This is a genomic window from Blautia sp. MSK20_18, from assembly GCF_020553125.1.
Classification (GTDB): Bacteria; Bacillota; Clostridia; order Lachnospirales; family Lachnospiraceae; genus Blautia_A; species Blautia_A fusiformis.
In genome coordinates this window covers 50,639-73,554 of record NZ_JAJCGR010000012.1, presented here as the reverse complement: position 1 = coordinate 73,554, position 22,916 = coordinate 50,639, and the positions used below count along the sequence as shown (strand labels likewise).

18 protein-coding genes and 1 tRNA gene are annotated in these 22,916 nt (G+C 41.2%); 4 read left to right on the top strand and 15 right to left on the bottom strand.

Annotated elements, in window-relative coordinates; translation table 11 throughout:
* Positions 1-12: 12 nt before the first annotated feature.
* The 11 genes from LI091_RS08810 to LI091_RS08760 form a co-directional block, all read right to left on the bottom strand.
* On the bottom strand, positions 13-1,359 hold the full coding sequence (locus LI091_RS08810; protein WP_265191066.1) for a Gfo/Idh/MocA family oxidoreductase: 1,347 nt from the start codon (positions 1,357-1,359) through the stop codon (positions 13-15).
* 469 nt (positions 1,360-1,828) lie between these two features.
* Complete coding sequence (locus tag LI091_RS08805) at positions 1,829-2,656, bottom strand: LicD family protein (RefSeq protein ID WP_265191065.1); 828 nt, start codon at positions 2,654-2,656, stop codon at positions 1,829-1,831.
* 20 nt (positions 2,657-2,676) lie between these two features.
* Positions 2,677-3,606, bottom strand: a complete 930-nt coding sequence (locus LI091_RS08800) for a glycosyltransferase (protein ID WP_265191064.1) — start codon at positions 3,604-3,606, stop codon at positions 2,677-2,679.
* On the bottom strand, positions 3,599-5,053 hold the full coding sequence (locus LI091_RS08795; protein ID WP_265191063.1) for a flippase: 1,455 nt from the start codon (positions 5,051-5,053) through the stop codon (positions 3,599-3,601). The genes LI091_RS08800 and LI091_RS08795 overlap by 8 nt, the downstream gene beginning before the upstream one ends.
* A gap of 15 nt (positions 5,054-5,068) precedes the next feature.
* A complete protein-coding gene (locus tag LI091_RS08790; RefSeq protein WP_265191062.1) occupies positions 5,069-6,331 on the bottom strand; it encodes a hypothetical protein in 1,263 nt (420 codons plus the stop codon).
* A 99-nt stretch (positions 6,332-6,430) separates the two neighbouring features.
* On the bottom strand, positions 6,431-7,849 hold the full coding sequence (gene wzy / locus LI091_RS08785; protein WP_265191061.1) for an O-antigen polysaccharide polymerase Wzy family protein: 1,419 nt from the start codon (positions 7,847-7,849) through the stop codon (positions 6,431-6,433).
* An 18-nt stretch (positions 7,850-7,867) separates the two neighbouring features.
* Entirely contained in the window at positions 7,868-8,959 is a 1,092-nt protein-coding gene (locus LI091_RS08780) for a glycosyltransferase family 4 protein (RefSeq protein WP_265191060.1), read from the bottom strand.
* Complete coding sequence (locus LI091_RS08775; protein WP_138277617.1) at positions 8,959-9,543, bottom strand: acyltransferase; 585 nt, start codon at positions 9,541-9,543, stop codon at positions 8,959-8,961. The genes LI091_RS08780 and LI091_RS08775 overlap by 1 nt, the downstream gene beginning before the upstream one ends.
* 15 nt (positions 9,544-9,558) lie before the next feature.
* Positions 9,559-10,839 (bottom strand): glycosyltransferase family 4 protein, encoded by a 1,281-nt coding sequence (locus tag LI091_RS08770; RefSeq protein ID WP_265191059.1) that lies wholly within the window; start codon positions 10,837-10,839, stop codon positions 9,559-9,561.
* 64 nt (positions 10,840-10,903) lie between these two features.
* Positions 10,904-13,981: a fucose pyrophosphorylase domain-containing protein gene (locus LI091_RS08765; RefSeq protein ID WP_265191058.1), complete on the bottom strand. Its 3,078-nt coding sequence runs from the start codon at positions 13,979-13,981 to the stop codon at positions 10,904-10,906.
* A 210-nt stretch (positions 13,982-14,191) separates the two neighbouring features.
* On the bottom strand, positions 14,192-15,397 hold the full coding sequence (locus LI091_RS08760) for a transposase (protein ID WP_265191057.1): 1,206 nt from the start codon (positions 15,395-15,397) through the stop codon (positions 14,192-14,194).
* 794 nt (positions 15,398-16,191) lie between these two features.
* On the opposite strand from LI091_RS08760, the gene LI091_RS08755 reads away from it, so the two are divergent.
* The 3 genes from LI091_RS08755 to LI091_RS08745 all read left to right on the top strand — a co-directional run bounded on the left by LI091_RS08755 (position 16,192) and on the right by LI091_RS08745 (position 17,832).
* On the top strand, positions 16,192-16,632 hold the full coding sequence (locus tag LI091_RS08755) for a hypothetical protein (RefSeq protein WP_021652930.1): 441 nt from the start codon (positions 16,192-16,194) through the stop codon (positions 16,630-16,632).
* A gap of 134 nt (positions 16,633-16,766) precedes the next feature.
* Positions 16,767-16,840: transfer RNA gene (locus LI091_RS08750), tRNA-Pro, on the top strand.
* A 95-nt stretch (positions 16,841-16,935) separates the two neighbouring features.
* A complete protein-coding gene (locus tag LI091_RS08745) occupies positions 16,936-17,832 on the top strand; it encodes a LysR family transcriptional regulator (RefSeq protein ID WP_021652931.1) in 897 nt (298 codons plus the stop codon).
* 164 nt (positions 17,833-17,996) lie between these two features.
* Here the strand turns inward: LI091_RS08745 and ilvC are convergent, their stop codons facing one another.
* From ilvC to LI091_RS08730, 3 genes are all read right to left on the bottom strand, one after another.
* Positions 17,997-19,016: a ketol-acid reductoisomerase gene (gene ilvC / locus LI091_RS08740; protein ID WP_059086364.1), complete on the bottom strand. Its 1,020-nt coding sequence runs from the start codon at positions 19,014-19,016 to the stop codon at positions 17,997-17,999.
* Between the two features lie 96 nt (positions 19,017-19,112).
* Positions 19,113-19,610: an acetolactate synthase small subunit gene (gene ilvN, locus LI091_RS08735; RefSeq protein WP_021652933.1), complete on the bottom strand. Its 498-nt coding sequence runs from the start codon at positions 19,608-19,610 to the stop codon at positions 19,113-19,115.
* 164 nt (positions 19,611-19,774) lie between these two features.
* Positions 19,775-20,815 (bottom strand): tyrosine-protein phosphatase, encoded by a 1,041-nt coding sequence (locus LI091_RS08730; RefSeq protein WP_021652934.1) that lies wholly within the window; start codon positions 20,813-20,815, stop codon positions 19,775-19,777.
* 153 nt (positions 20,816-20,968) lie between these two features.
* Here LI091_RS08730 and LI091_RS08725 point away from each other — a divergent pair, with 153 nt between their 5' ends.
* On the top strand, positions 20,969-21,913 hold the full coding sequence (locus LI091_RS08725; RefSeq protein WP_021652936.1) for an AEC family transporter: 945 nt from the start codon (positions 20,969-20,971) through the stop codon (positions 21,911-21,913).
* A gap of 182 nt (positions 21,914-22,095) precedes the next feature.
* On the opposite strand, the gene LI091_RS08720 is transcribed toward LI091_RS08725, so the two are convergent.
* Complete coding sequence (locus LI091_RS08720) at positions 22,096-22,905, bottom strand: Cof-type HAD-IIB family hydrolase (RefSeq protein ID WP_022426518.1); 810 nt, start codon at positions 22,903-22,905, stop codon at positions 22,096-22,098.
* Between the last annotated feature and the right edge of the window lie 11 nt (positions 22,906-22,916).

The following is a 22,916-nucleotide window of genomic DNA, read 5'->3' as shown; positions in this document are numbered from 1 at the left end:
TTTATATCCTCCTCATTTTTTGATTGCAAATACATCTATTCCATTATGAAAGTCGCTTAACACCGAAGAAAGCGCCTCAGATACATATTCTTCGATATATCGTGCCATACGGCCATTCTCAATTGCTCTTACAAAAGCAACCAATTCATACCGAATTCCTTCTCCATCTAGCTGGTAGAAATACCTCCGATTATCTGCTGCATTTTCATAACGCAGTTCAAAATAATCTGTTTTCCACCATGGAGCTGGAACATATATATATCCTTTTGTCCCCGACACAATCAGTTCGCCTTCAGACTTCACACCCATTCCGACTTTGATTGACGCAACCGCGTTATCATATGTAAAGTCAATTTTTGTGAAATCATCAAAACTTCTTTCTTTATCAATATAGTGCGTTACAATTCTTTTGATCTTATAGTTTGTGCCTAAGATTTCAAAAACCGGAAGCATTGCTGTCGGTCCCCAATCAAATGCACTGTTCCATACAATAAATTTTTCAACTTCATTTACCGAAAGTTCCTTTAAGCTTGTACAAGTAGCGTCAACGGATATAATATCTCCAATTTTTCCGCTTTTCGCCAACAGTACAAGCCTTGAAAAAGCCGTATTATATGCAGTTTTTATTGCCTCCATTAAAATACAGCCTTTTGATTGCGCCAATTCAAATAGTTCTTTGCATTTCTGTTTATCCAAGGTAATCGGAGATTCACACAAAACATGTTTTCCTGAATTTAACGCTTTTTTTATTTGTTCATAATGTTTTGTCGGAAACGACCTGATATAAACCGCATCAACAGCATCAAAAAAAACATCTAAATTGTCTGTTACCGTATTTAGCTTTTTAAGTTCAGCCGGTACATCATCCAGTGTATCAGAATAAATTGCCTCTATACTCAATCCATTTACATATGTACTCTCTTTGAGTAATTTACACAAATATTTCGATTCACCAATCAATCCCATCCGGAGCTGTCGCTTCTGTTCTCTAATTTCTGTACTTGATACACCTTGTGTTCTTTCTAAATAGACAACTTTGCAATATTCATTCAGGTAATCAAATTTACCCTTCCAGTCAGATCCAACCGTAAAAATATCAACATCATACTTCTTGATGTCATCAATTTTTTGCCCCTCATATTCCTCAACAATAATTTCATCGGCTAATCCTGTGGACTTCACTCCATCGATTCTCTCCATCAATGATTGCTGCACATTAATCTTACCGCGAGTTTTATCAAAGTCATCAGCTGTGACACCAACAATAAGATAATCACCCAATGCTTTTGCTCTTTCAAGAAGTCTAATATGTCCTCTATGCAACATATCGTATGTTCCATAGGTAATTACTTTGGTCACAATTTATACCTCCCTTCTTTCAAATCAGCCAAGTTTGCAATACCAACTATACTCAAATCCTGCATATCTGCGCCTTCACGCAGTTGGTCAAACAAAGATTTCAATTTCCCATTTTCCAGCCACTGCGCAAACCGCTTGTACACAGTCTGCCACGGTCTATAATGTTCTGGCAAATCCCATCAAGGCACACCAATTCTCAGAATCTAGAGAATTCTCTCAAACAATTTTCGGTTATCAACCTGCGGTCTACCCAATCATTTGGGCTTATTCCCCAGGTGAGGCTCAATGATTTTCCATTGTTCATCTGTTACTTCGTAGCATCTCATGGCATTAAATTCTCCTTGTTTTTCAATACCTCTTTATTCACCGTCTTATCATGATTTTCCCGTTATTTTTGCATGATTTTTTCGATTCTGTCATCCATTACACTTTAGAAACACGCCCTAAGTAAGTAGGCGCTAAATTAAAATCAAAGTTTCAATTCAATAATTTGATGTTGATTTCCTCGTTCCTCTACAGGAGGAAGCTGCATATAGTCACCATAAGCTACTTTCAAATATAGGTCCGCGTTCCCCGGTATCAAAAATGCATCATCCTCAAACTGTGCTATTTTCAATGTTTCAAAACATTCTGCTGGGATTATCCAAGAGGCATATGCGCTGGCATTGGCAGCTTCATAATACGCCGTTTTCAATCCATTGAACCTTGTTTGCAAATTTTCATTTTTCTGTATAAGCCGATCTCGGCTTTGAGTAACTGCATATACCATAAAGGGAAAGTACTTAATTGAACATAGGATTCTCTTCCAGGCTTTACGATGTCTTGTCCATGGTTTAATTTTATTTTTCATTTGCAATGCATAGCGATACAATGTAACTTTCCTTGATTGTTTTCTTAAAGTATTCTTGTCATTAGGACAAGCATCATATGGAAAAACATCTACAAACAATTCATTATGTGCCCCACTGGCCTGCGAAACATTCTCTATATAGCACGTTCCTAATTTCCGAACTTTTGCATACGGGAACGGATAGCCTGGATCACTTTTCCATGTTTGCAAGAAATAGTTTTCGCCTAGCTTTTCGGGTGCAATTCGAATGAACTTTTCATACTCATCTCTAAGCATTCCAATATCCATATCATCATCCCAAGGAATAAAACCTTTATGTCGAACTGCACCAAGCAATGTTCCTGAATCCAAAAAGTACTTGATGTTATTTTCATCACACACACGCTTTATTTCTTTTGCAATCTCCAGCTGTGCGAGTTGAACCTTTCGTAATGTTTTGTCATCCATTATTACTTTACTCCTCTATATTATTTTCTATAAACAAAATACAAGTCACCCAAGCAGCCCCTTGTTGAGTTATAAAAATCCCGATATTTGCTTGCAAGTTTTATCCATAACGCAATATTTCCAGTCTCAAAAAAACGTTTTCTTAGTTCAAGAAACTCAATTCCATTTTTTAGCGTTTCTTTGTCTTTTTCTGACGTTACTCGTTCCAAGCCCATCTCATGAAAACGAATATAATCATTAAATGTTTGAATCCTACTTTCTTTGGTTCTATTCTCTTCACTTGTTGCATTGTCACCATGTCTACGGAATTCTATTACTGGGTAATTGAACAATCCTAAACCATGATCCATTCTTGCAAAACGCCACAGTATTGCATCATGTGGGTATTTCGTATCCCATTTATCCTTAATCGAGTTGTAAAACTTTTTTGTGAAGCAGAACACACATCCCGGACGATTAATATAGGGCCACTTGGGATCAATTCCCAAAAGATCTATACTTTCGTCTTTTTTCATTTTTTTACTGTTAGACGCATACAGCTTACTCCCGCTTCCGTTATCTTTTTCTGAAAAGAAAGTATTATAATTAGCGGCGAGCAATTCAATTTTAGGATTATTTTCCATGCACTCTACCATCTTCTCAACTTTATCCAGATGCCAAATATCATCTTGATCGCACGGAAAAATATAATTACCAGTTGCTAAATCAAAGCCACTCTTAAAATTTTTCTTCCATCCCTGGTTCTGCTCATTTTGAACCAAGTTCCACCCTTTCAGGTCGTACTCTTTTATATAAGCACTCACTAAATCGGGTGTATGATCTGTTGAACAATCATCCATGATAATTACTTCGTCAATTGGCATTGTCTGCTCTCGTAAGGAATCCATTTGTTCCCGCAAATATTTTTGTCCGTTATAAGTTGTCATAACGACTGACACTTTCTTACCCATTCTTCTTCCTCATTTTCTTCTTTATAACATCCATAGCAGCAGTGGCGTATGGATTTCTCATAGCAATCAAAGTTACCATGTACACCAAAATAGAAAGCGCAACAGCACAAACCATCTTCATCAAGCTGCTATGGCAGAAACCATTGCATAGTAAACAAATAATTCCAATAAACGCACTGCCACAAATGCACGAAGCAATTGGTTTCAATTCCAACGTTCTCCAATCAAAAAACGGTTTTGAAAAAAGCATCTGCATCATGCAGTTCACTAACTCAGCTATTACTGTTGTAATTGCAGCACCAATCATTCCAATTGTAGGCATTAAAATGAAATTTAATCCAACATTTACAATTGCTGAAACCACTGTCGCTTTAAGGCAAAGTTTTTCTTGACGATTAACAATCAAAACACAGTTCGTAAACAGTGACGCATATATAGCAAATAAGGTCGCAACGCTTAAAACTTTCAAAGCTGCATCACCAGCGATATACTGTTCTCCCCCTGCAATTAAAATCATGGAATCGCTCATGAAAAACATTCCCACTACGAGTGGAAGTAATACAATATTCAACGCAGAGAAGATCCGATTTAGAAACGTCTTATACTCTAAAGGCTTATTTTTAATGATGTACGCAATTCTTGGAACTGATACAACAATCACCGCATTGATCAGCTGTTTAAGCAGGTTATATATTTTAGATGCAAAACTATATACGCCGACTTGCGCATCCGATTCAAAAAATCCAAGCATCGTAATATCCGAATTGACATAAATTGAGATAGCAATTGAATTCACAAATAAGATCAGCAATGGCACAAGATGCTCTTTCAAGTCCATATCAAACGTAAAGCGAATCTTCGCATACTTACGGACATAAAATACATTAATCAGGTTTCCGCCATTAGTTGCTAAAACTGATATGATGCAATATGGAATAATATCCTCTGGCTTCTTTACGAAAACAAACATTGCAATGAGGCACACACACTGAACTGCAATGTACCGTACTGTAATATAAAAATAATCTTCAAAGATGCCATTTACCCAGTCTGTACCAATTACAGCCATGATGATTGCTGTACTCTGGATAAAAATATAGGGTTTGTATCCCGAAAATTTGGGCAGGCAAAATACCATTATGCTGAGCAACAGCAATGAAATTGCTCCTGAACATACATTAATGGAAAACACCTGTGAGCAAAACTTGTCTACTTCTTTTTGGTCATCGCGTACTTTTGCACCTTCCCGAATCGCATAAGTATATATTCCAAGGGCTGCCAGCAGTATGAAATAATTCGTCACAGAATATGAAAAGCTGTATTTTCCATAACCATCATTTCCTAATACTCTTGATATATACGGAAATGTAATCAATGGAAAAATAATGGAACAGCATTGCTTAATTCCATTTAATACAGCATTTAGTCCTAACGATTTTTGTTTCATACCACTTCGCCTTCCTTAGTCAAATTTTTTCACTTTGCTCAATGAAGCCATCATTAGCAAAAAAATCACATAGCTTATCGAATGATAATGATAAGTAATTCCACCAAATATAATTATTATCATTGCATCCTTAAACTTTGTTTTCATGCATTTTACTACTTCATAATAATATGCCAAAAATGTACACACTCCGCCCCCAAGTAGTAATCCAATAACATCACATTCTACGGCCCATGCACTTGAATACTGCTGTATGCCTATTATTCTGCAAATATCTTGCTGTTCAGAGAATGCAGTTCCAGAGCATCGCATTCCGTATCCGAATAACATTTGAAAAACGTTTGAACGTGTCAGCCATATTTCAAATCCATACGGATAATATAATAAATGCCGCATTCCTGAAACATTTATCGCACCTGTATCAGTTATCCGCAATAATATATTTGAAACCTGTCTGCGGATAGATGGTATTTTCAAATACGCTGCTAATGAGGCTACAATTACAGTTACTCCGCCAATTGCATTCCTAACCAACGCATTCTTTTTTATTTTCCCCTTTCCCTTCAATTTTCTAATAATTACAATTAGCACATAACTTGCCACCATTACCCATCCTGTTCTTGACAAACTAAGAACTGCTGTGACTAGCAATATAAACTTCCATATTCTCTTCTTTTCAAGCACCGCACCCAAACATACAACAAGAGCAAACATCGAATTTTCAAAATTCAAACCAGTAATTCTCATGTTCCAAGAATTCCCAGAGATAAATCCCATAATCCAATCTCTCGTATTTGTAGAGTGAAGAATATCTACAAACAGAATTTGGTTGATATTAATTCCTGCACTATATTGTAAAACCAACTGAAGAATTCCCCATATGGCTTGTATCCGTGCCGCCAAAACAATTCCTCTTACATAGCAATCTGTGCATTCTGATATATACTTGTTTGTACAGTTAAAAAACAGTACAAAAATCACAAGATACAAAGTGCTATTGATTAAATAGCTTTTCACTATATCATAATGTTCCACCCGAAAATTGTATGCCATGGAAAACAGGCACGATACCATACTAAATAATATAAACAAGAGAAATCCTGAAGTTCGCGGTATTTTCATTCCTCTCTTGTCTTTATGCTTAAGGAATTCAACTCCTGCAAATAATGCGAAAAGTCCAACAAATACAGCATTGACAGAAATTCCCGAAATTTGTAAACCCGATATTGAATTAAAGATAACGAATACAATAACAATAACTTTTTCATATGTTTTCATACCGCTACCTCTCTTTCAAAGAAATAGCAGTATGTAACTGCATCACACAGCCTTTTGGGAATACTATCTATACAAGAGTGAATGTAAGCAAGCCATTCTTTAGCTTGTCTTCCCCCCCCGGACAGCTTTTGTCTTTAGTAATTTGCTAATCAGAATTGGAATTACAGCGTAATACACAAAAGAACGTCCCAACTCAATGCTTTCACTTCTAACAAGAAAGATCATGTAGTACATCAAGTATATGATCACAAAGAAGCTCTCTGGCTTTACATATTTCGAATTACAAAGTCTCTTGAAACTATTCGATAGAGTTCCCCAAACATATCCCAACACTATAAAAAAAAGTACTGATAAATATCCGAAATTCCAGTATCCCTCCGCTATAAATGATGCTCCACATCCTGCATTTGTCACTGTGTAATATGGAGAAAACACTTCATCGATGCTTATATAATCCAAATTCAAAAAGTTTGGCAAAATACTGTATATACTTCTAACAAAGGACATTCCGTATCTATAATCCACTTTTTTCGGGCACAAAGCATATACCAGCGTATTAATGACTTGTGTATTTCCCATTTCTTTAATTGCAGAAAAAACAAAATTGTTTTCTATCAAATCTGTCGCTGTTTCCTTCAAAAAAAGTTGTACATTATTTGCAAGATAGATATAATTTCTAAAACTTGACACAAACGAAAACGCAAAGACACCCGCTAATCCAAAAATACAAATCATAATAGCTCTTTTTTTGCTTATTTCTCTTCTATACAAATTGCTAATAACAAGAAAGACTATAGCCAAACGAAAAACATCTATTCTACTTCCACCCAATAATTGAAACAGCGCATAACTACCTAAAGCGAGGTATACCATTTTTCTTCTTTTTTCTTCAAAGCAGTATAAAATCAAAATTGCACTTGCATAAAACCCCGAAAGTAATGTAAAAATCTTATCAATGCCTGTTGCATTTCCCAATGTATTACTATATCCATTAAAAAAAACAGTTGTTATATCTTTATATAATTCATAGAATGTTGGAACAACTGATACGAGTAAAAGTCCCCAAGCCACCCTACACAATACATTGTCTGTCAATACAGGTTTCTCCGAGAGCTTTTCATATTTGATAGCCCCCTTATGAAAGCAAAAGCCAATTCCTGTTAACGCAATAGCAATAAAGCAAAAAACACTTGCATTTAATATTTCCTGGTTAGAAAAAAAGCCTCTGTCCATCGAAAACGCAAATACTCCCAACTCATATCCAAATGCTACTAGTATACATTGTCCAAAAGAGAACAAGTAGCACATTATCATAAATATGAGAAAAACGTCCCATTCTTTCTTGACTTGATATAACACTATCGTAGAAAGAACTCCGTATATAATGGCCACATAACCTATTTTTCCCAGAACATTTTTCGACACATCTATCTGTGCCAAAATGAATGCACCCATGATTTCAATAAGAAAAACCACTATTGCCACTACTTGACTTTTCTTTATTAGATATTTTTTCACCACAATTTTCCTCAACTCTCAATTTTCCCTAAAATGCGTTTCCATCATATGTAAGTATCGTTTTTCTGTATATATTTTCTTACAGCACTTTCGATTACTTTTACATACAGTTTTTAATTCATTAGCTTTAAAAGCAACCATTTTACTATACGCATTTCCTTCGTTTTTCATCACAATCCCATTCACACCATCTTCCACGATATCTGGAATTCCGGCATGATCAGTTGTAATAATAAACATTCCGTTGCCCATTGCTTCAAGAATGCTAATAGGCTGTCCTTCGTTTGGATATCGTGTCGGCAATGCAAAAATGTAACACTTCTTAAGAAGTTCTCTCTTCTTTTCGCCGCCTACAACTCCATGATATGTAACATACTCTTCCAGCCGGTTTTCATTTACATAGATTTCAAAGTATTCCTTTTCGCTTTCTTCAAAAAACTTGCCTGCAAAATCAAAATGAAACCTCTTCTCCCCACCGGCATCCACACGCTCTTTCTCTGCTTTTGCCATCTCAAGAACCACCGGATAGCCTTTGCTTCGTATAAAGTTACTCAGCCATAGCACATGAAGAACTTTTTCGTTCTCAAGTGCTTTCAACTTTTCATCTATTTCCTGATCAGTGAGCAAATACTGATCATCAACACAGTTTTCTACGACAAAAATTTTATCTTCATCAATCATCCCTTCAAAAATCTTCTTCAGAGACTTTGACAAGACAATTGCACCTGAGAGTTTCTTGATGGCTTTATAATTTGCTTTGCGTTGCCAGCCAGCCATATCGTTATCGACTAACTGACGATAATATCCGCCATGGAGATGAATCAAACATTTCTTGTGTTGCAATTCCAACAGCTTAAAAATGACCAAGTCCCGAAGATTTCCGCCTTTCGTTTGGCTGATTGTAAAATAAAACAAATCAGCCTTGCTACGGCTTATCTTCAGGAGATTCTTAATAAAGTTCTTGTTATTGGTAATATCCACCTTTTCAAATTCAAACTCCCCTTGCGAATCAATCTCAAAATTCAAATTTGAATTATAAAGAGTCTCAACTGCCTTGGATAAGCCATGCATTGGAGGAGGAAACTGAGCAATAAAACATATTTTCTTCATCAGCTATTGCCCTCCAACCTCTTAATAACTCTCGCCGGATTACCAGCAATCACACAGTTATCTTCGAATTTTCCGCATACCACAGCACCGGCACCGACAACGCAGCCATCCCCCAGCACTGTGCCTTTCAGGATTATACTGTTGCACCCGATGAAACAGTTCTTACCGATCTTGATTTCTCTGCTTGGCACCAGATCACTGTCACCACCATTTTCATCCCGGAGCAGTTTGTTTCTGGTTTCTGTTTCAATAGGATGGAAGTCATTATCCAGAATCTTGCAGTTACCACCAATGCAGGTATTCTCACCAATCGTGATCTTCTTGCGGGCGTAAATCGTAGCACCTGAAATTCCCACATTATCTCCAATTTCAATCTCTGCACCAGGTGCACGGGTAACGATGATTGTCCGGCTGTAAAGTCCAACCAGATTACTGAGGAAGCTGCTCTTAATCGTGGTGTTCTCACCGATCTTCAGCTTGGCACCACCTTTGTTGAAGATGATTGGTACGCCTTTCAGCAAGAGGTTCTTTCCATATTCAATTTTCGTCATCTTCATAACCAGCTTGAACCAGTTACTATTCATTCCCTCTCGCCTCCTTTACAGCTTCAGAATTTCTTCTGCATACTTCTGTACACTTACGTTTCTTGTCAGATTTTTTTCAAGGTTTTCCCGACTTCTGGCTCCCATGGCCTTCAGCTTTTCACTTCCAGCATTCTCAATAAACCAGCTGATGTTTTCTTCCACCTGGTCATACTCGCCCGGCTCGCAACACAGGCCACCCTTTGTGTCCTCAATAATGCAGCGAATCTCAGATCCAGATTCCAGCACTCCAATTACTGGCTTTGCAGCAGAAGCCAACCCGTAATATTTTGACGGGCAGCTCACGCCTTTAATGCCTTTCGCATTCACACACCAGTGGACATCTCCAGCATTCAGACTGTAAATCAAGTCTGCCTTGTCCTGATATGGGATAAAAACTACATTCTCCATATGATGCTCGGTCACATAGTCTTCCAGTGTTTTCAACACAGAACCAGCACCGACAAAGGCAAAGACAACCTCTCGGCCATCTGCCGTCTTGGTATCAGCACCAAACTTCTCAACCACTTTGATCAGGTTCTCAAGGTCATAGTACAAACCGATATTGCCGGAGTACATGATGACAAACTTGCTATCTAGGCCGTACTTCTTCTTAAAAGCAACTACTCTCTCGTTGCCTGCTTCCAGCGGATAGATTTCATTTTCATCGATCCAGTTATTGATCATGACAGTCTTCGGGACTTTCTTGCCCTTGAATCTGCCTTCTACCGTCTCGACCAGATCCCGCCCAACTGTGATGATCAAGTCACTTCTCTTGCAGCTGAACTTGTCAAACCACATCATAACGTCCGTAACGAACTTGCTCTTGGTATAGCCAACGGCCAGCACCTGCTCTGGATTGAAGTCCTGAATATTATAAATGTACTTGGCGTGTTTCATCCATTTGCCCCAAACGCCAAGAAGGCCGCCGAGAATAGGAGGCTGAGAAATTGAGAACACATAATCCATCTTTCCAACCTTAAAGGTTGCTCCCATTGCTCCAAAGAAATAAGAAACGATGTTTTTTACGCGGCTCTTCTTATTGGTCTTGCTAAATTCCGGCACTCGGATCCGCAGCACTTTTACGCCGTTGATTTCTTCTTCATAATATTTCTTTGTTTTATATTTATCTTCAATCGTCCCTAAATAACTGGGCACTACACAAATGACTGTAATGTTAAATTTATCCAGCATACTCTCCGCCAGTTCACGGAGGATCTGCCCCGTTGACGCAGTATCTGGAATATAGTAATGAGCATAAATCAGAAGATTTTTCTTACCTGCGCTCTCTTTCTTCATCTGCTATATTCCTCCAAATTTACTTCATTCCTTATTAAGAAATGAAGTTTTTCAAAACTTATCTTCACACAAACTCCACATTCCAGACATCCACCCCGGAATCCTGGAACACCTCTCTCAACCTCTGATGCAGCATCTCCTGTGTGACGCCTTTCTTCAGTATTACCTGTAGGAAGCCGCCGCCTCCGGCTCCGGAGATGAATTTTCCGTCGATCATGTCTTCACATACACTGAAGATCTGGTCTATGCAGGTGTTGGTTGAGCCGGCATCCAGCTTTTTGGAGATTTCCCAGTGCTGGTTGAGAAGGCTCGCGAATTCGTCGATGTCTTCTTTTTCCAGGGCGAATTTCATGAGTGCTGCTACTTTCTGCATCTCATCCAGCGCCTCCAGAGATTCTTTTCGGCCGCCGATGTAATTTCCTACGACTTCTCTGAGAAGGTTTCGGGCAAGGCGCCTCTGGCCTGTATAGATCAGAGCAAATCGTTCCTGAAGCTCCTGTTTCGTTTTTTCCGAGATCTCTACCTTTTCTACCTTCAGCTGCTGCCGGATTCCGGGTCTTGATGTGATAAATTTGATTCCGGGTGTTAGGCCACCAACCTGATCCTGCCAGCCGCCGCCTGTGCTCATGATCTGCTCCAGGTTGAGGACTGTATCATAGATCTGGCTGTCATCCCAGTTCTCCCCAAGAAACTCTGCAAAAGCTTTGACGCAGGCTCCTGCAAGGATACTGCTTGTTCCAAGGCCGGAGCCTTTGGGAACACCTTTGACGCAGGTGGAAAGGTAAAATCCGCCGCCCATTTTTTCCAGGACCTTTTTCAGGTCGGCCTTTTCCTCCAGCGGAAGGATCCCGCAGGCGATAATGGCTGCCTTGTGCAGGACAAAAGGATCGTATGGATTATGGCAATCCTGGATCTCTTCTGCACTTTCTGCTGTTCCGTAAGCACCTGTGTCTGTGCTTGCCAGCTCAATATGTAATTCCGGTATCTTCCGGATCTCTACCTCGATGGGTTCACAGCCTCTCAGCAGGATTGCTGAGTTAAGAACAGTTCCTCCGTGTTCGTTGCAGTATGGCGGTGTGTCTGACCAGCCACCGCCCCAGTTCACACGTACCGGCAGATTTACCTTTACCTGTTCTTTTGCGATCGTATAGCCGCAGTTTCCTGTCAGCTGTGTCTGAGATGCGATCTCTTTCTGGATCTGAGAAAAGCACTCCTGCTCCAGCACATCGTATGTTTTTCCGTCAAAGCATTTTTTAGTGAATTTCATGGAGCGTGATACTGCATACAGGATCCGTATTTTCTGTGAAAAATCTGCTTTTTCAGCTTCTTTCATCAGCAGATGGTAATGTCGTTCCTGGATTTCTTTTTCACCAAAGATCTTAAGTGCAGGAATATAATGTCCGCCTTTTTTCAGCTCTTCCAGAAATACTGCCACCAGGATCCTTGCTTCCAAATCTTTTTTCCAGGAAAGGATATTTTCTGTATTTCCATACTGGAAGGATTCTTCCAGACTCAGTCTCGGCTGTTTTTTCCAGCTCTCGATCTGCCGGGGTTCAGCAAGTCCTTCGCTCATTTTTACAAGAAGGTTTCCTGCCTGTGCTGCTTCCTGGAATGTTTTGCAGACCGGATACAGTTTTGCATTCCAGAGTGCGTGGGTTTCGCCGGTCCAGATATCTTCCGGCTTCAGTCCATTGGCTGAAAGAAAATCTGCTAGGTTTCCCCGCAGAAAGCTTCCTCGTTCTTCCAGCGTTTTCTTCGGATTATCCATGACTCCATATGTACGGATCACGCATCGTCCTGTCTGACCGCCGTAAAGTTCTGTGATCTCGTCCTTCAGCTTCACACCGTGAAATACTGTGTTCGCCGGTATATGTACATCCTTCAGGGAAAGTCCGGATACTACAGCGCCCTTTCCGACATGGGTTCTTCCCTCAAGGCAGGTGTCTTCAATATAGGTTCCTTCCTCGATGTCTGCTTCCGGCCCGATCAGTGCTGTATGCAAAGCTCCCTGGCAATTCAAGTCATTGGTGAATACGTGTTTTTTCCAGTCAAGGAACTCATAATCGGTTACTTCTTCTGTCATCAGAGCACGCAGCTCTCTCGTTGTTCCGAAATGGATAAATTCTGCAGGAGAAAGACAGATCAGCTTCATCTGAAAAGGACTTAATGCCTTCCATATTTTTTCTCTGCAGGTAAAAAGCTCTGTGCAGAATTCGCCTTCCGGTTTTTCTTTCTGATATTGTTCAAAGGTGGAATCTGCCGCCAGCGGATACAGAAAATCTCCGTAAAAGCTGACCCTTGCTTTTTCATTTACAAAACTTTCGTATTTATCCGGATCTGCTTTTTTTCCTGATGCATCAGCGATCAGACTAAAAAGTGTTTCCAATATTTCGGCGTCCAAAAGTACGGCGCCTGTGTCAAGATCCACGCAGTCCTGTCCATTCACGGCTCCCAGCCTGCGAAGTGTTTCTGCCGGCTGTTTGTGAAGGAACATTTTTACATGGTCGCTTCCATCATTCAAAAACACTCCATGATCGACTCCCACTTCTACCGGAGATTTCATGGAGATCGCCGCAGCTCCGCGGAACTGGGCATCTATCTGTAAAGGATTAAAAAGGAGGAGCACATCCCCGGAAAGTACCAGCATTCCTTCTTTGAACCTGGCCGGAACACCTGCCATGCTGATGAGAAATTCATCAAACAATGTGGAGCCTCTTCCATCCGGAAGTTCTCTTGGTACTGGTGAAAAAAGCTTTCCGCACACAGAATACTGTGGGACTCTTTTGCTGTCTCCGCCGGAATGGATCACAAGGATTCTTTTGTTATGGAAATCTCCCCGGAGTCCTTCTTCCTCCGAAAGAAATCGGAGTACATTCAGAGTTGCTCCGCCGGAGCCTACTCTCTTGCCTTCCGGATCCGGGAGCACGAAATATTTTGTCCATCCCGGCAATACGCCCTGTTCCAATCTGTCTGCGATCTGGCTGCGGAAGGATCTGGCCTGTTCTTCATTTGATGAGGTCAGTATCACATAGTCCCATCTGGGAAAATTTACTTTGCGGATGCTTCGTGCATAGTCTTCCCATGCATCCTGGCAGCTTTGCCGCAGAAAAAGATTTTTCAGTTTCCTGTATTCTGTGTTCATTGCTATCCTTATCCTTTGCTTTCTCATACTTTCTTTTTTTTACATAACTTCGAATACTCTTATCCGCTGTCTCGGCTGTGCCGGAGCTTCTGGCGGAAATTCTTGGCCGACTCTTCCTTATGATAAGGGAGACACGACAGGCGGTATTCAACCTGTCAGCATCTGCCTGTAGCAGAAGCTGAGTTGTGCTCTCGCTCTATAAAACAGTGGTCATACCACTTGTTTTCCAAACTGAAGAATACATTTATGGCTCAGGTTTCTGGCACTGTTCAGGCTTCGGCTTCCTCTGTGCCCGTTCTCACAGGTATATTCATCTGTTTTGCGGTTTACGGTCTTAACTGGCGCACCGCAGACAGAGCAGGTTTCGGATATCCCTTTTGCATAGGTTTCAATAACCAGAATGCCGTTTTTCCATGCTTTATAAGGCAGATTGCTCCTGATTCCGGAGCTTAGATGCATAGTGCTCCAGTTTCCTGATCCGATCATCACATAATCTGTGTATTCTTTTTTGTATTTTGGAAGGACGATCAGCGAAACCTGCTTTTCCAGGCAGAAGCCTATGATCTGAGAACTAATCTCATGGGCATAATGCTCCGACAGATGCTTCAGATGCATCCAGTATTTCCTGTTTTCTCCGGGCTGTTTTTCCCCACCGAGAGATTTCCGGGCTTTCTCGATTTTCTTCCTGATCTGATCGCAGCGATGCGTATATTCTTTTCCGCCGCCCCAGAATTTCACATCTGTTTCCTTCCCTGTGCCGTCACATACTGTCCCCACAGCAAAAACATCTCCGTTTGTAAACTGGATGGCACAGATCTTCCGTCCTTCCTGGATACGCTGCTTTACTGTTGCAGTGTCTGCTGTAAATTCCTTCACGGGAACATGCAGCATGAGATATTTCTTCTCAAAGGTTACTGAGGGTGACATCAGCTCTGCTTCTGCGGGAAATTCTCTGCCATACAGTCTGCATCTCATCCATTTCCATTGTTCTCCTGTCCATACCTTCAGTGTAATCTCCTTATGAGAAAAATCTCTGTACATTCCTTTATAATAGGTAACTGCTGAATGAAGCTTTTCTGCTTTCCTCCCCGGAATGGACTTTTGCCTGGATATGTGACTCTTTGCTGCGGCTATAGCACTGTTTATCGCAGCCCGCCTGAAATACAATGGGACTTTTTCCCAGGGAAGGGGATTCTGGGGAACCTGCTTGTCTCTTCCCATAATAGTCAGAACCTCCAGGGCCCGAAGAGTTTTCTGGCTCCCCAGTTCTCCCAGTTCCTCATGAGCCAGCAGAAGATCATAATAAAAGCTTTCAATTTCATTATAGAAATCCTGGGTTTTCCTGAGCCATTCCGGATGTCCGCAGCAAAGTCGGAGTCTTCTGGTTGTTATGCTGTAGCCTATATTGGACGGCATGTTCTCTTCCTTCCATTTATTTATATAACTTATCCAATATTATTATCTTGTCGCTTAATGTTAGATTAAGCGACAGGACCTGAAAAAACCTGTATATAAGGAAATTCGCCATTTTTCTGACCACAAAAGCTGACCACTTATGACCATGAATCTTATAACAAGAAGCCTAATATTTCCCGCAAAATACAGGTCCCTGGGACTATACATCTGACCACTTATCATGACCACTTTATATATTGATATGTATTTTTCTTTCTCTGATATATAAAAAGCTGCATAAAACGGCACAAAAAGCGACATAATTGGACCGCTATGGCAGTTTCAGATCACTTGACAAGCATTAAAGCGGATGTTATCATTACATATGGTTCAAAATCTTGGATCAAACAACAGAATAATCCGAAAAAATCACTGTCGCTTAATCTAACATTAAGCGGCAGTTTTCACATTCTCTTCATTTTCCTTTCACACAATGCACACATTTTTTTACTATATTATTAACTGTAGATAGCAAATGCTAAACAATCTTTTTCTTTTTCATACTTTTTTGCCGGGAGTCAGCACAACTCCCGGCCTCCTTTTTTATTCTTCAGGTAGTTCGCCTGCATTTTCTATTATTATTAAAGATATAAAAATATGTCTTGTTTTTTCTTATTATATATATTATACTAGTTAAGAACTTATTGTTCCTGTCCATTCTGTTCTTTGATAATTTCATAGACTTCACACTCGAAACATGATACAATATCCGCACAGAGAAATATGCGGTACAATTTTTATAGGAGGATGCGCATATGCTAGATCAGAAAGATTTGGAATTATTAGCCGGTATGATAAATCCGATCAATGTCCAGCTGGGCAATATAAATAACCGATTAGATGGTATCGACGCCAGACTGGATGCAGTGGATACTCGTCTCGACGGTATCGACGCTCGTCTCGATGCTATGGATGTTCGTTTTGACGGTATCGACGCTCGTCTTGATGCTATGGATGTTCGTTTTGATGAAATAGATGCCCGCTTCAACCGGGTAGAAAACAGACTTGAAATGATCGATCTGAAATGTGATACCAACAGAAAACGCCTGGACGACCTTTCACTGGATGTTAAGCTTGCAGAACGGGATATCCGAAAAGATATCAAAAATTTACAGGACACAACAGAAACTCTTGTCGTTGTACTTCAGGGAAGAGGTATTTTACCTGACCCAGGTAACACAATACAGACAGCCTGATCATATCATGTAAAGAGTGTGAAGCCTATGAAAGTATCAAGGGATCACACTCTTTATTATCATCCATACAACCATCTTTCTCCTCAAAAAATGGTTGCATTTACAATTCGTTTATGTTATAGTTATATGCGTTGCGGGGTATGGCGTAGCTTGGTAGCGCGCACGGCTGGGGGCCGTGAGGTCGCAGGTTCAAATCCTGTTGCCCCGATATTTCTAACAAATTCAAGGATTTCCGAGGTCTGATGACTTCGGATTTTTTTATTACCTTTATTACTTTACTATTTTTCGAAAGGAAGGTTTTGCATGCAGGATAATCTGTCTCTTTATCATATTTTTTATACGGTAGCACGTACCGGCAGTATCTCCCACAGTTCCCGGGACCTTTATATCAGTCAGCCTGCTATCAGCAAGGCGATCCAGAAGCTGGAGCAGAATCTGGATACCGTTCTTTTTAAACGCAGTTCCCGGGGTGTCACTCTGACCCCGGATGGTGAGCTTCTTTTTGAAAAAGTAAAAGAAGCTCTTTCACTTCTGGATGAAGGAGAAAATTCCATTCGCCATAACCGTTCCCGGGACATTCCAAAGCTGCGTCTGGGCGCCAGTTCTACTCTTACCAGATATGTACTGCTCTCCCACCTGGAAAACTATATTGCACGTTTTCCTCATGTACGTATCACAATTTCCTGCCAGTCTACTTATCAGACGCTGCAGCTTCTGGATGAGGAAAAAATCGATCTGGGACTCATCGGACGGCCGCAGAAGCTTCGGGGATATTATTTTCAGCCTCTTTTGAAAATCCAGGATACCTTTGTCTGTACACAGCAGTATCTGGAAAATCAGAAAAAGCTCTATCCGGATGAACCTCTGATCCAGGCAGCAACTTTCATGATGCTGGATGAGGACAATATTACACGTCAGACCGTGAACACTCAGCTGAAAGAACATCATGTGGAATTAAGTCATATTCTGGAAGTAACAACTATGGATCTTCTGATCCAGTTTGCGGAAATTGGTCTTGGGATTGCATGTGTGATCCGTGATTTTGTAAAAAAAGAGCTGGAAGAAGGAACTCTGGTGGAAGTACCGGTAGGATTTTCTTTTCCGCTGCGTGAGATCGGGTTTGTATGCAGACAGAAAGATGCTGATTCGGCTTTGATCGCGCCATTTTTTGATGATGAAACAGAGCATCCGGATAAATAAAGGAATGTAAAAAAAATTCCCATCTGATCATTGCGACCAGATGGGAATTTTAAATTTCAAAAAAGTTTCCTACCACTGTATTACGTGTGTGACTTTTTTGACTCAAACTTCGCTGCGCTTCGTTCGAGTAAAGCAAAATTTATTGCACCTGCAATAAATTTTGCTTAGTTATTAATAAGCTTATCCTCGCCGTTCCAGCTGTAGAGTTTACGGATCTCCTCGCCGACTTTCTCAGACTGATGCTCAGAAGCTAATTTTCTCATAGCCTTGAAGTGTACCTGTGCACCTGCATCGGACATGTCGAGTAAGAACTCTTTTGCGAATGTACCATCCTGGATATCGGAAAGAACTTTCTTCATTGCTTTCTTTGTATCCTCTGTGATGATCTTCGGTCCTGTGATGTAATCGCCATACTCAGCTGTATTGGAGATAGAATATCTCATTCCTGCGAATCCTGACTGATAGATCAGGTCAACGATCAGTTTCATCTCATGGATACACTCGAAGTATGCGTTTCTTGGGTCATAACCAGCTTCAACAAGTGTCTCGAAACCAGCCTGCATAAGTGCGCAAACACCACCGCAAAGTACAGCCTGCTCACCGAAGAGGTCTGTCTCTGTCTCTGTACGGAATGTTGTCTCAAGAACACCAGCTCTTGCTCCGCCGATTCCAAGTGCATATGCAAGTGCGATATCCTGAGCTTTACCTGTAGCATCCTGCTCTACAGCGATCAGACAAGGAACACCTTTACCAGCCTGATACTCGCTTCTTACTGTGTGTCCAGGTCCTTTCGGCGCGATCATTGTAACATCAACATATGCTGGTGGTTTGATGCATCCGAAATGAATGTTGAAGCCATGAGCGAACATAAGCATGTTGCCTTCCTCAAGGTTCGGCTCGATATCCTTCTTGTAAAGTGCAGCCTGTTTCTCATCGTTGATCAGGATCATGATGATATCTGCTTTCTTAGCTGCTTCAGCAGATGTATATACCTCGAAGCCCTGCTCCTCAGCTTTTTTCCAAGATTTGCTTCCTTTGTAAAGACCGATGATTACATTACATCCGGACTCTTTAAGGTTCAGTGCATGTGCATGTCCCTGGCTTCCGTATCCAATAATCGCAATTGTCTTACCATCTAATAATCCAAGATTACAGTCTTCCTGGTAAAAAATCTTATTTGCCATTTTACTTTCCTCCTCTGATGTTTACAACATCTTCTTCATAAAAATTATTTATCGTTAAGAGAGTAGCTGCTCTCCTAGCAAACATATGTAAAAAATTTACAGGTAACGGACATCGTCACTGCCTCGTGACAGACCTGTGATTCCCGTTCTTGCAAGCTCAAGGATCTCATAGTCAGCCATCAGCTCCACAAACGCCTGCAGCTTGTTCTGGCTTCCGGTCATCTCCATAATAAGAGAATCCTTACTTACATCCACCACCTTGGCACGGAAGATATCTGCAACAGAAAGAGCTCCCTGTCTCTGTTCCGGCTTCACAGCAACCTTGACGAGCATCAGCTCACGGGCAACGCTGTCGTCCTGTTCAAGGACCTTAACATCCCGTACATCTTCCTGCTTCGCCAGCTGCTTAGTGATCTGCTGGAGCATCTGATCATCTCCCTCACATACAACTGTCATACGGGAATATCTCTGATCTGCAGTCACTCCTGCGGTAATGCTGTCAATATTATATCCACGGCGGCTGAAAAGACCAGCCACACGGCTAAGGACTCCGGAGGTATTATCCACAAGGATGGATAGTATTCTCTTTTCCATAATACACCTGCTTTCAACACTTTTATGTATAGAAAACCGACTTCGTCAGTTAACGCTTTAATCTAATAAACCCTTGCTTTCTTACCATTATAACAACTTCGAAAATTTTGTCAATCAAAATTTCCTGCAAAATTCCTTCAGGATGATAAGAAATGTTTTTATCCTCAGATCAGATATTTTTTCTTAAGCTCCTCGGATGCCTTTGGTGTCAGATAAAGTTTTTTCCGAAGGAATCTTTCAATTCCTCCGTTTTCTTTTTCGATGACATCAAAAACTGTATTGATATAGGACTCCTTCACCTGATAGAAGGCTTTCAGATCTGCAAGCTTCCGGCTGTTTTCCGGCCGGTCTGCCCGGTAAAGCCTGCGCATATATTTCAGTTCATCTTCCAGACATGGATTTGACCGCATATAATCCCTTCGTATCGTTTCCTTAGGTACACCCAAAGCAAAGAGCAAAAGTGCTGTTCCGACTCCTGTCCGGTCTTCTCCTGTGGCACTGTGAAAAACAACAGCTCCATTCTTTACATGAAGCAGGACATCTAGAAAACGTGCATACTGCTTCAGAGAATACTCATCCGTAACGAAATTCCGGTACCAGTCCTGCATATACCGGTCTACATCACCATAGCAGGACATCACATGTTCAAAAAAGCTGTTTCCACTGCTGTCCTCATCCCGGATTGGAATGTGATAATACTCCACTCCTGCCATGATATCATCCGGTTTTTTCTTTACTTCTGCAGCTGACCTGAAATCAATCACTGTTTTTACATTATATTCTTCTGAAAGGATCCGGTTGTCTGCAGCAGAAGCATGATAGATTTCTCCGCTGCGCAAAAGCTTTCTGGGAAGAATATGCGAACCGTCTACTGTCATCAATGCACCCAGATCTCTTGTATTCGGAAGATTCTGAAGCGGAAGCCTGCTTCCTTTTGGAAAACCAACCGCAAGATCCGGATTCAGTACTTTAAGAAGCTGAAGGCAATCCTGTACCTCCTGCTCTGTCATATCAAATTTATAACGCTTCTGACGTCTGGTTATGATCACCAGATAATTAATGATCAGCTGCTTTTCACCGGTTTTATCTGTTCCCTCACGGCGCATGTACGCCCAGAGAATATCTTTACACGGAAGACTGTTGAGCATCATATGTCTGGTAAACACAAAAAAGCCATCTTCGATCCGTATTTTTCCGTATCTCATTTTCTTTCCTTTCTCCTTCTCAACCCCTGTGCTGCTTTCTTCGCAACACTTTTTATCATACCAGAAATCTCAAGTCCCGTATACCTCGTTTGACAATTTTCGTAGTTTGGATATAATAAACAGAGAAATTTTACCACAGGGAGGCTTTCTTTTATGGACAATCTTATTTTCTGTCTGAATGTTACCGTGCCCATCTTTCTTACACTGCTCCTGGGATATTTTTTCCGGAGGATCGGACTGTTTGATGAAACATTTGTCAATCGTATGAACAAATTTGTGTTTGTCATCCCCCTGCCTGTGCTTCTGTTTCAGGACATCGCTAAAATCGATATCTATGAGGCCTGGGATCCCAAGATGGTTCTTTTCTGTTTTGCGATCACATCGCTCAGTATTATGATCTCCGTGCTCCTGTCCCGTTTTCTCCACCCTTCCGATATCCGGGGCGAGTTTATCCAGGCATCCTACCGCAGCAGCGCAGCGATCCTTGGTATCGCCATTATCCAGAACCTTTACGGAAATGCAGGTATGGCACCACTGATGATCATTGCCAGCGTCCCTCTTTACAATGTAATGGCTGTTGTAGTTCTCTCTGTCTTTAAACCAGGTCAGGGAAAAATAGATGGTACCGTTCTGAAGCGCACTTTAAAGGGAATTGTCACCAATCCCATCATTCTCGGCATTGCAGCCGGTACACTCTGGTCCCTTCTTCGTCTTCCATTTCCGAAGATCCTGGACTCTACGGCAGGCAATCTTGCAAAAACCGCCACTCCTCTTGGCCTCATGGCTATGGGCGGATCTCTGCACTTCGGAAAAGCCTTTTCCCGGCTGAAAGCATCTGTTGCCTGTACATTTATGAAACTTGTCGGTTATGAAGCACTTTTTCTTCCTCTTGCCATCCGTTGCGGTTTTACAAAGGACAAGCTGGTTTCCATCATTATCATGCTGGGGTCTGCCAGCACCGTTACCTGCTTTGTCATGGCAAAAAACATGGGACATGAGGGCTCTTTTTCTTCGGGAGTCGTGCTTCTTACCACATTATTCAGTGCCTTTACCCTGACACTCTGGCTGTTTATCTGCAAAGGTCTGGGACTGATCTGATATTGCAGCTTCTGCATATTATCTACCCGGAAAAATCTGTAACATAAAATGCTGTAAGAACTATGATTTCTGGTTCTTACAGCATTTTTTTATAAAAGCATATTCACATAAAGCTATCATTTCTGATGTGGATGTTTCTGTTCTTACAATCTCATAGCCTACAAAACAAACGAAGCATTCTCTCAGATCAGCTTCAGATATTTCAAGCCATCCCGAATGCCGTAGTGGAACATATCAGACGTAACATAATCTGCCAGTTCTTTGATCTTCGGAGAAGCATTTCCCATGGCAACCTTTATTGCAGCGTATTCAAACATGGCAAGATCATTGTTGCTGTCTCCAAAAACAACGGTATTCTCCCACGAAATATCAAACAGGCGGATCACAGTTGCGATCCCAACAGCCTTGTTAAATCCCTTTGGCACCAGTTCAATGGTATTTCCCACAAACGAACTGCTGCCTTCATGGCGGATGATATCATAGTATTCTGACAAAATGGATAACGCTGCCTCCGCATCACATCCCTCCGTCATTTTTGCACTGATCTTATTGATCCGCATACAATCCTCATTTCCACGGATAGGCCTCCATTTATCGCCCAGGGATTCTGTGATCAGACTGGCATACCAGTTCACTTCATCGGTATACTCCTCTTTGTCATAATACATAAAATCCGCGCCTTCCATTACCGGGATCAGTCCGTATTTTCTAAGAACCTCCACAGAAAGCTTTGCAACCTCCGGCGTCATCTCTTTATTAAAAAGCCTCTTCCCGTCCTTCTCAATGGTGGATCCGCAGGCACTGATCATTCCCGTAAAAGGGATCTGCTCCAGATACCAGGATACAAACGCACGACTTCTTCCTGTGCAGAGCCACGCTTCATGTCCGTTATCTACCAGCGCACGGATGGCTTCTATGGCACTGTCCGGCACTCCTTTTTTCATATCACAGACTGTTCCGTCCGCATCAAAAAATACTGCTTTTCTGCTCATTTTCCTGTCCT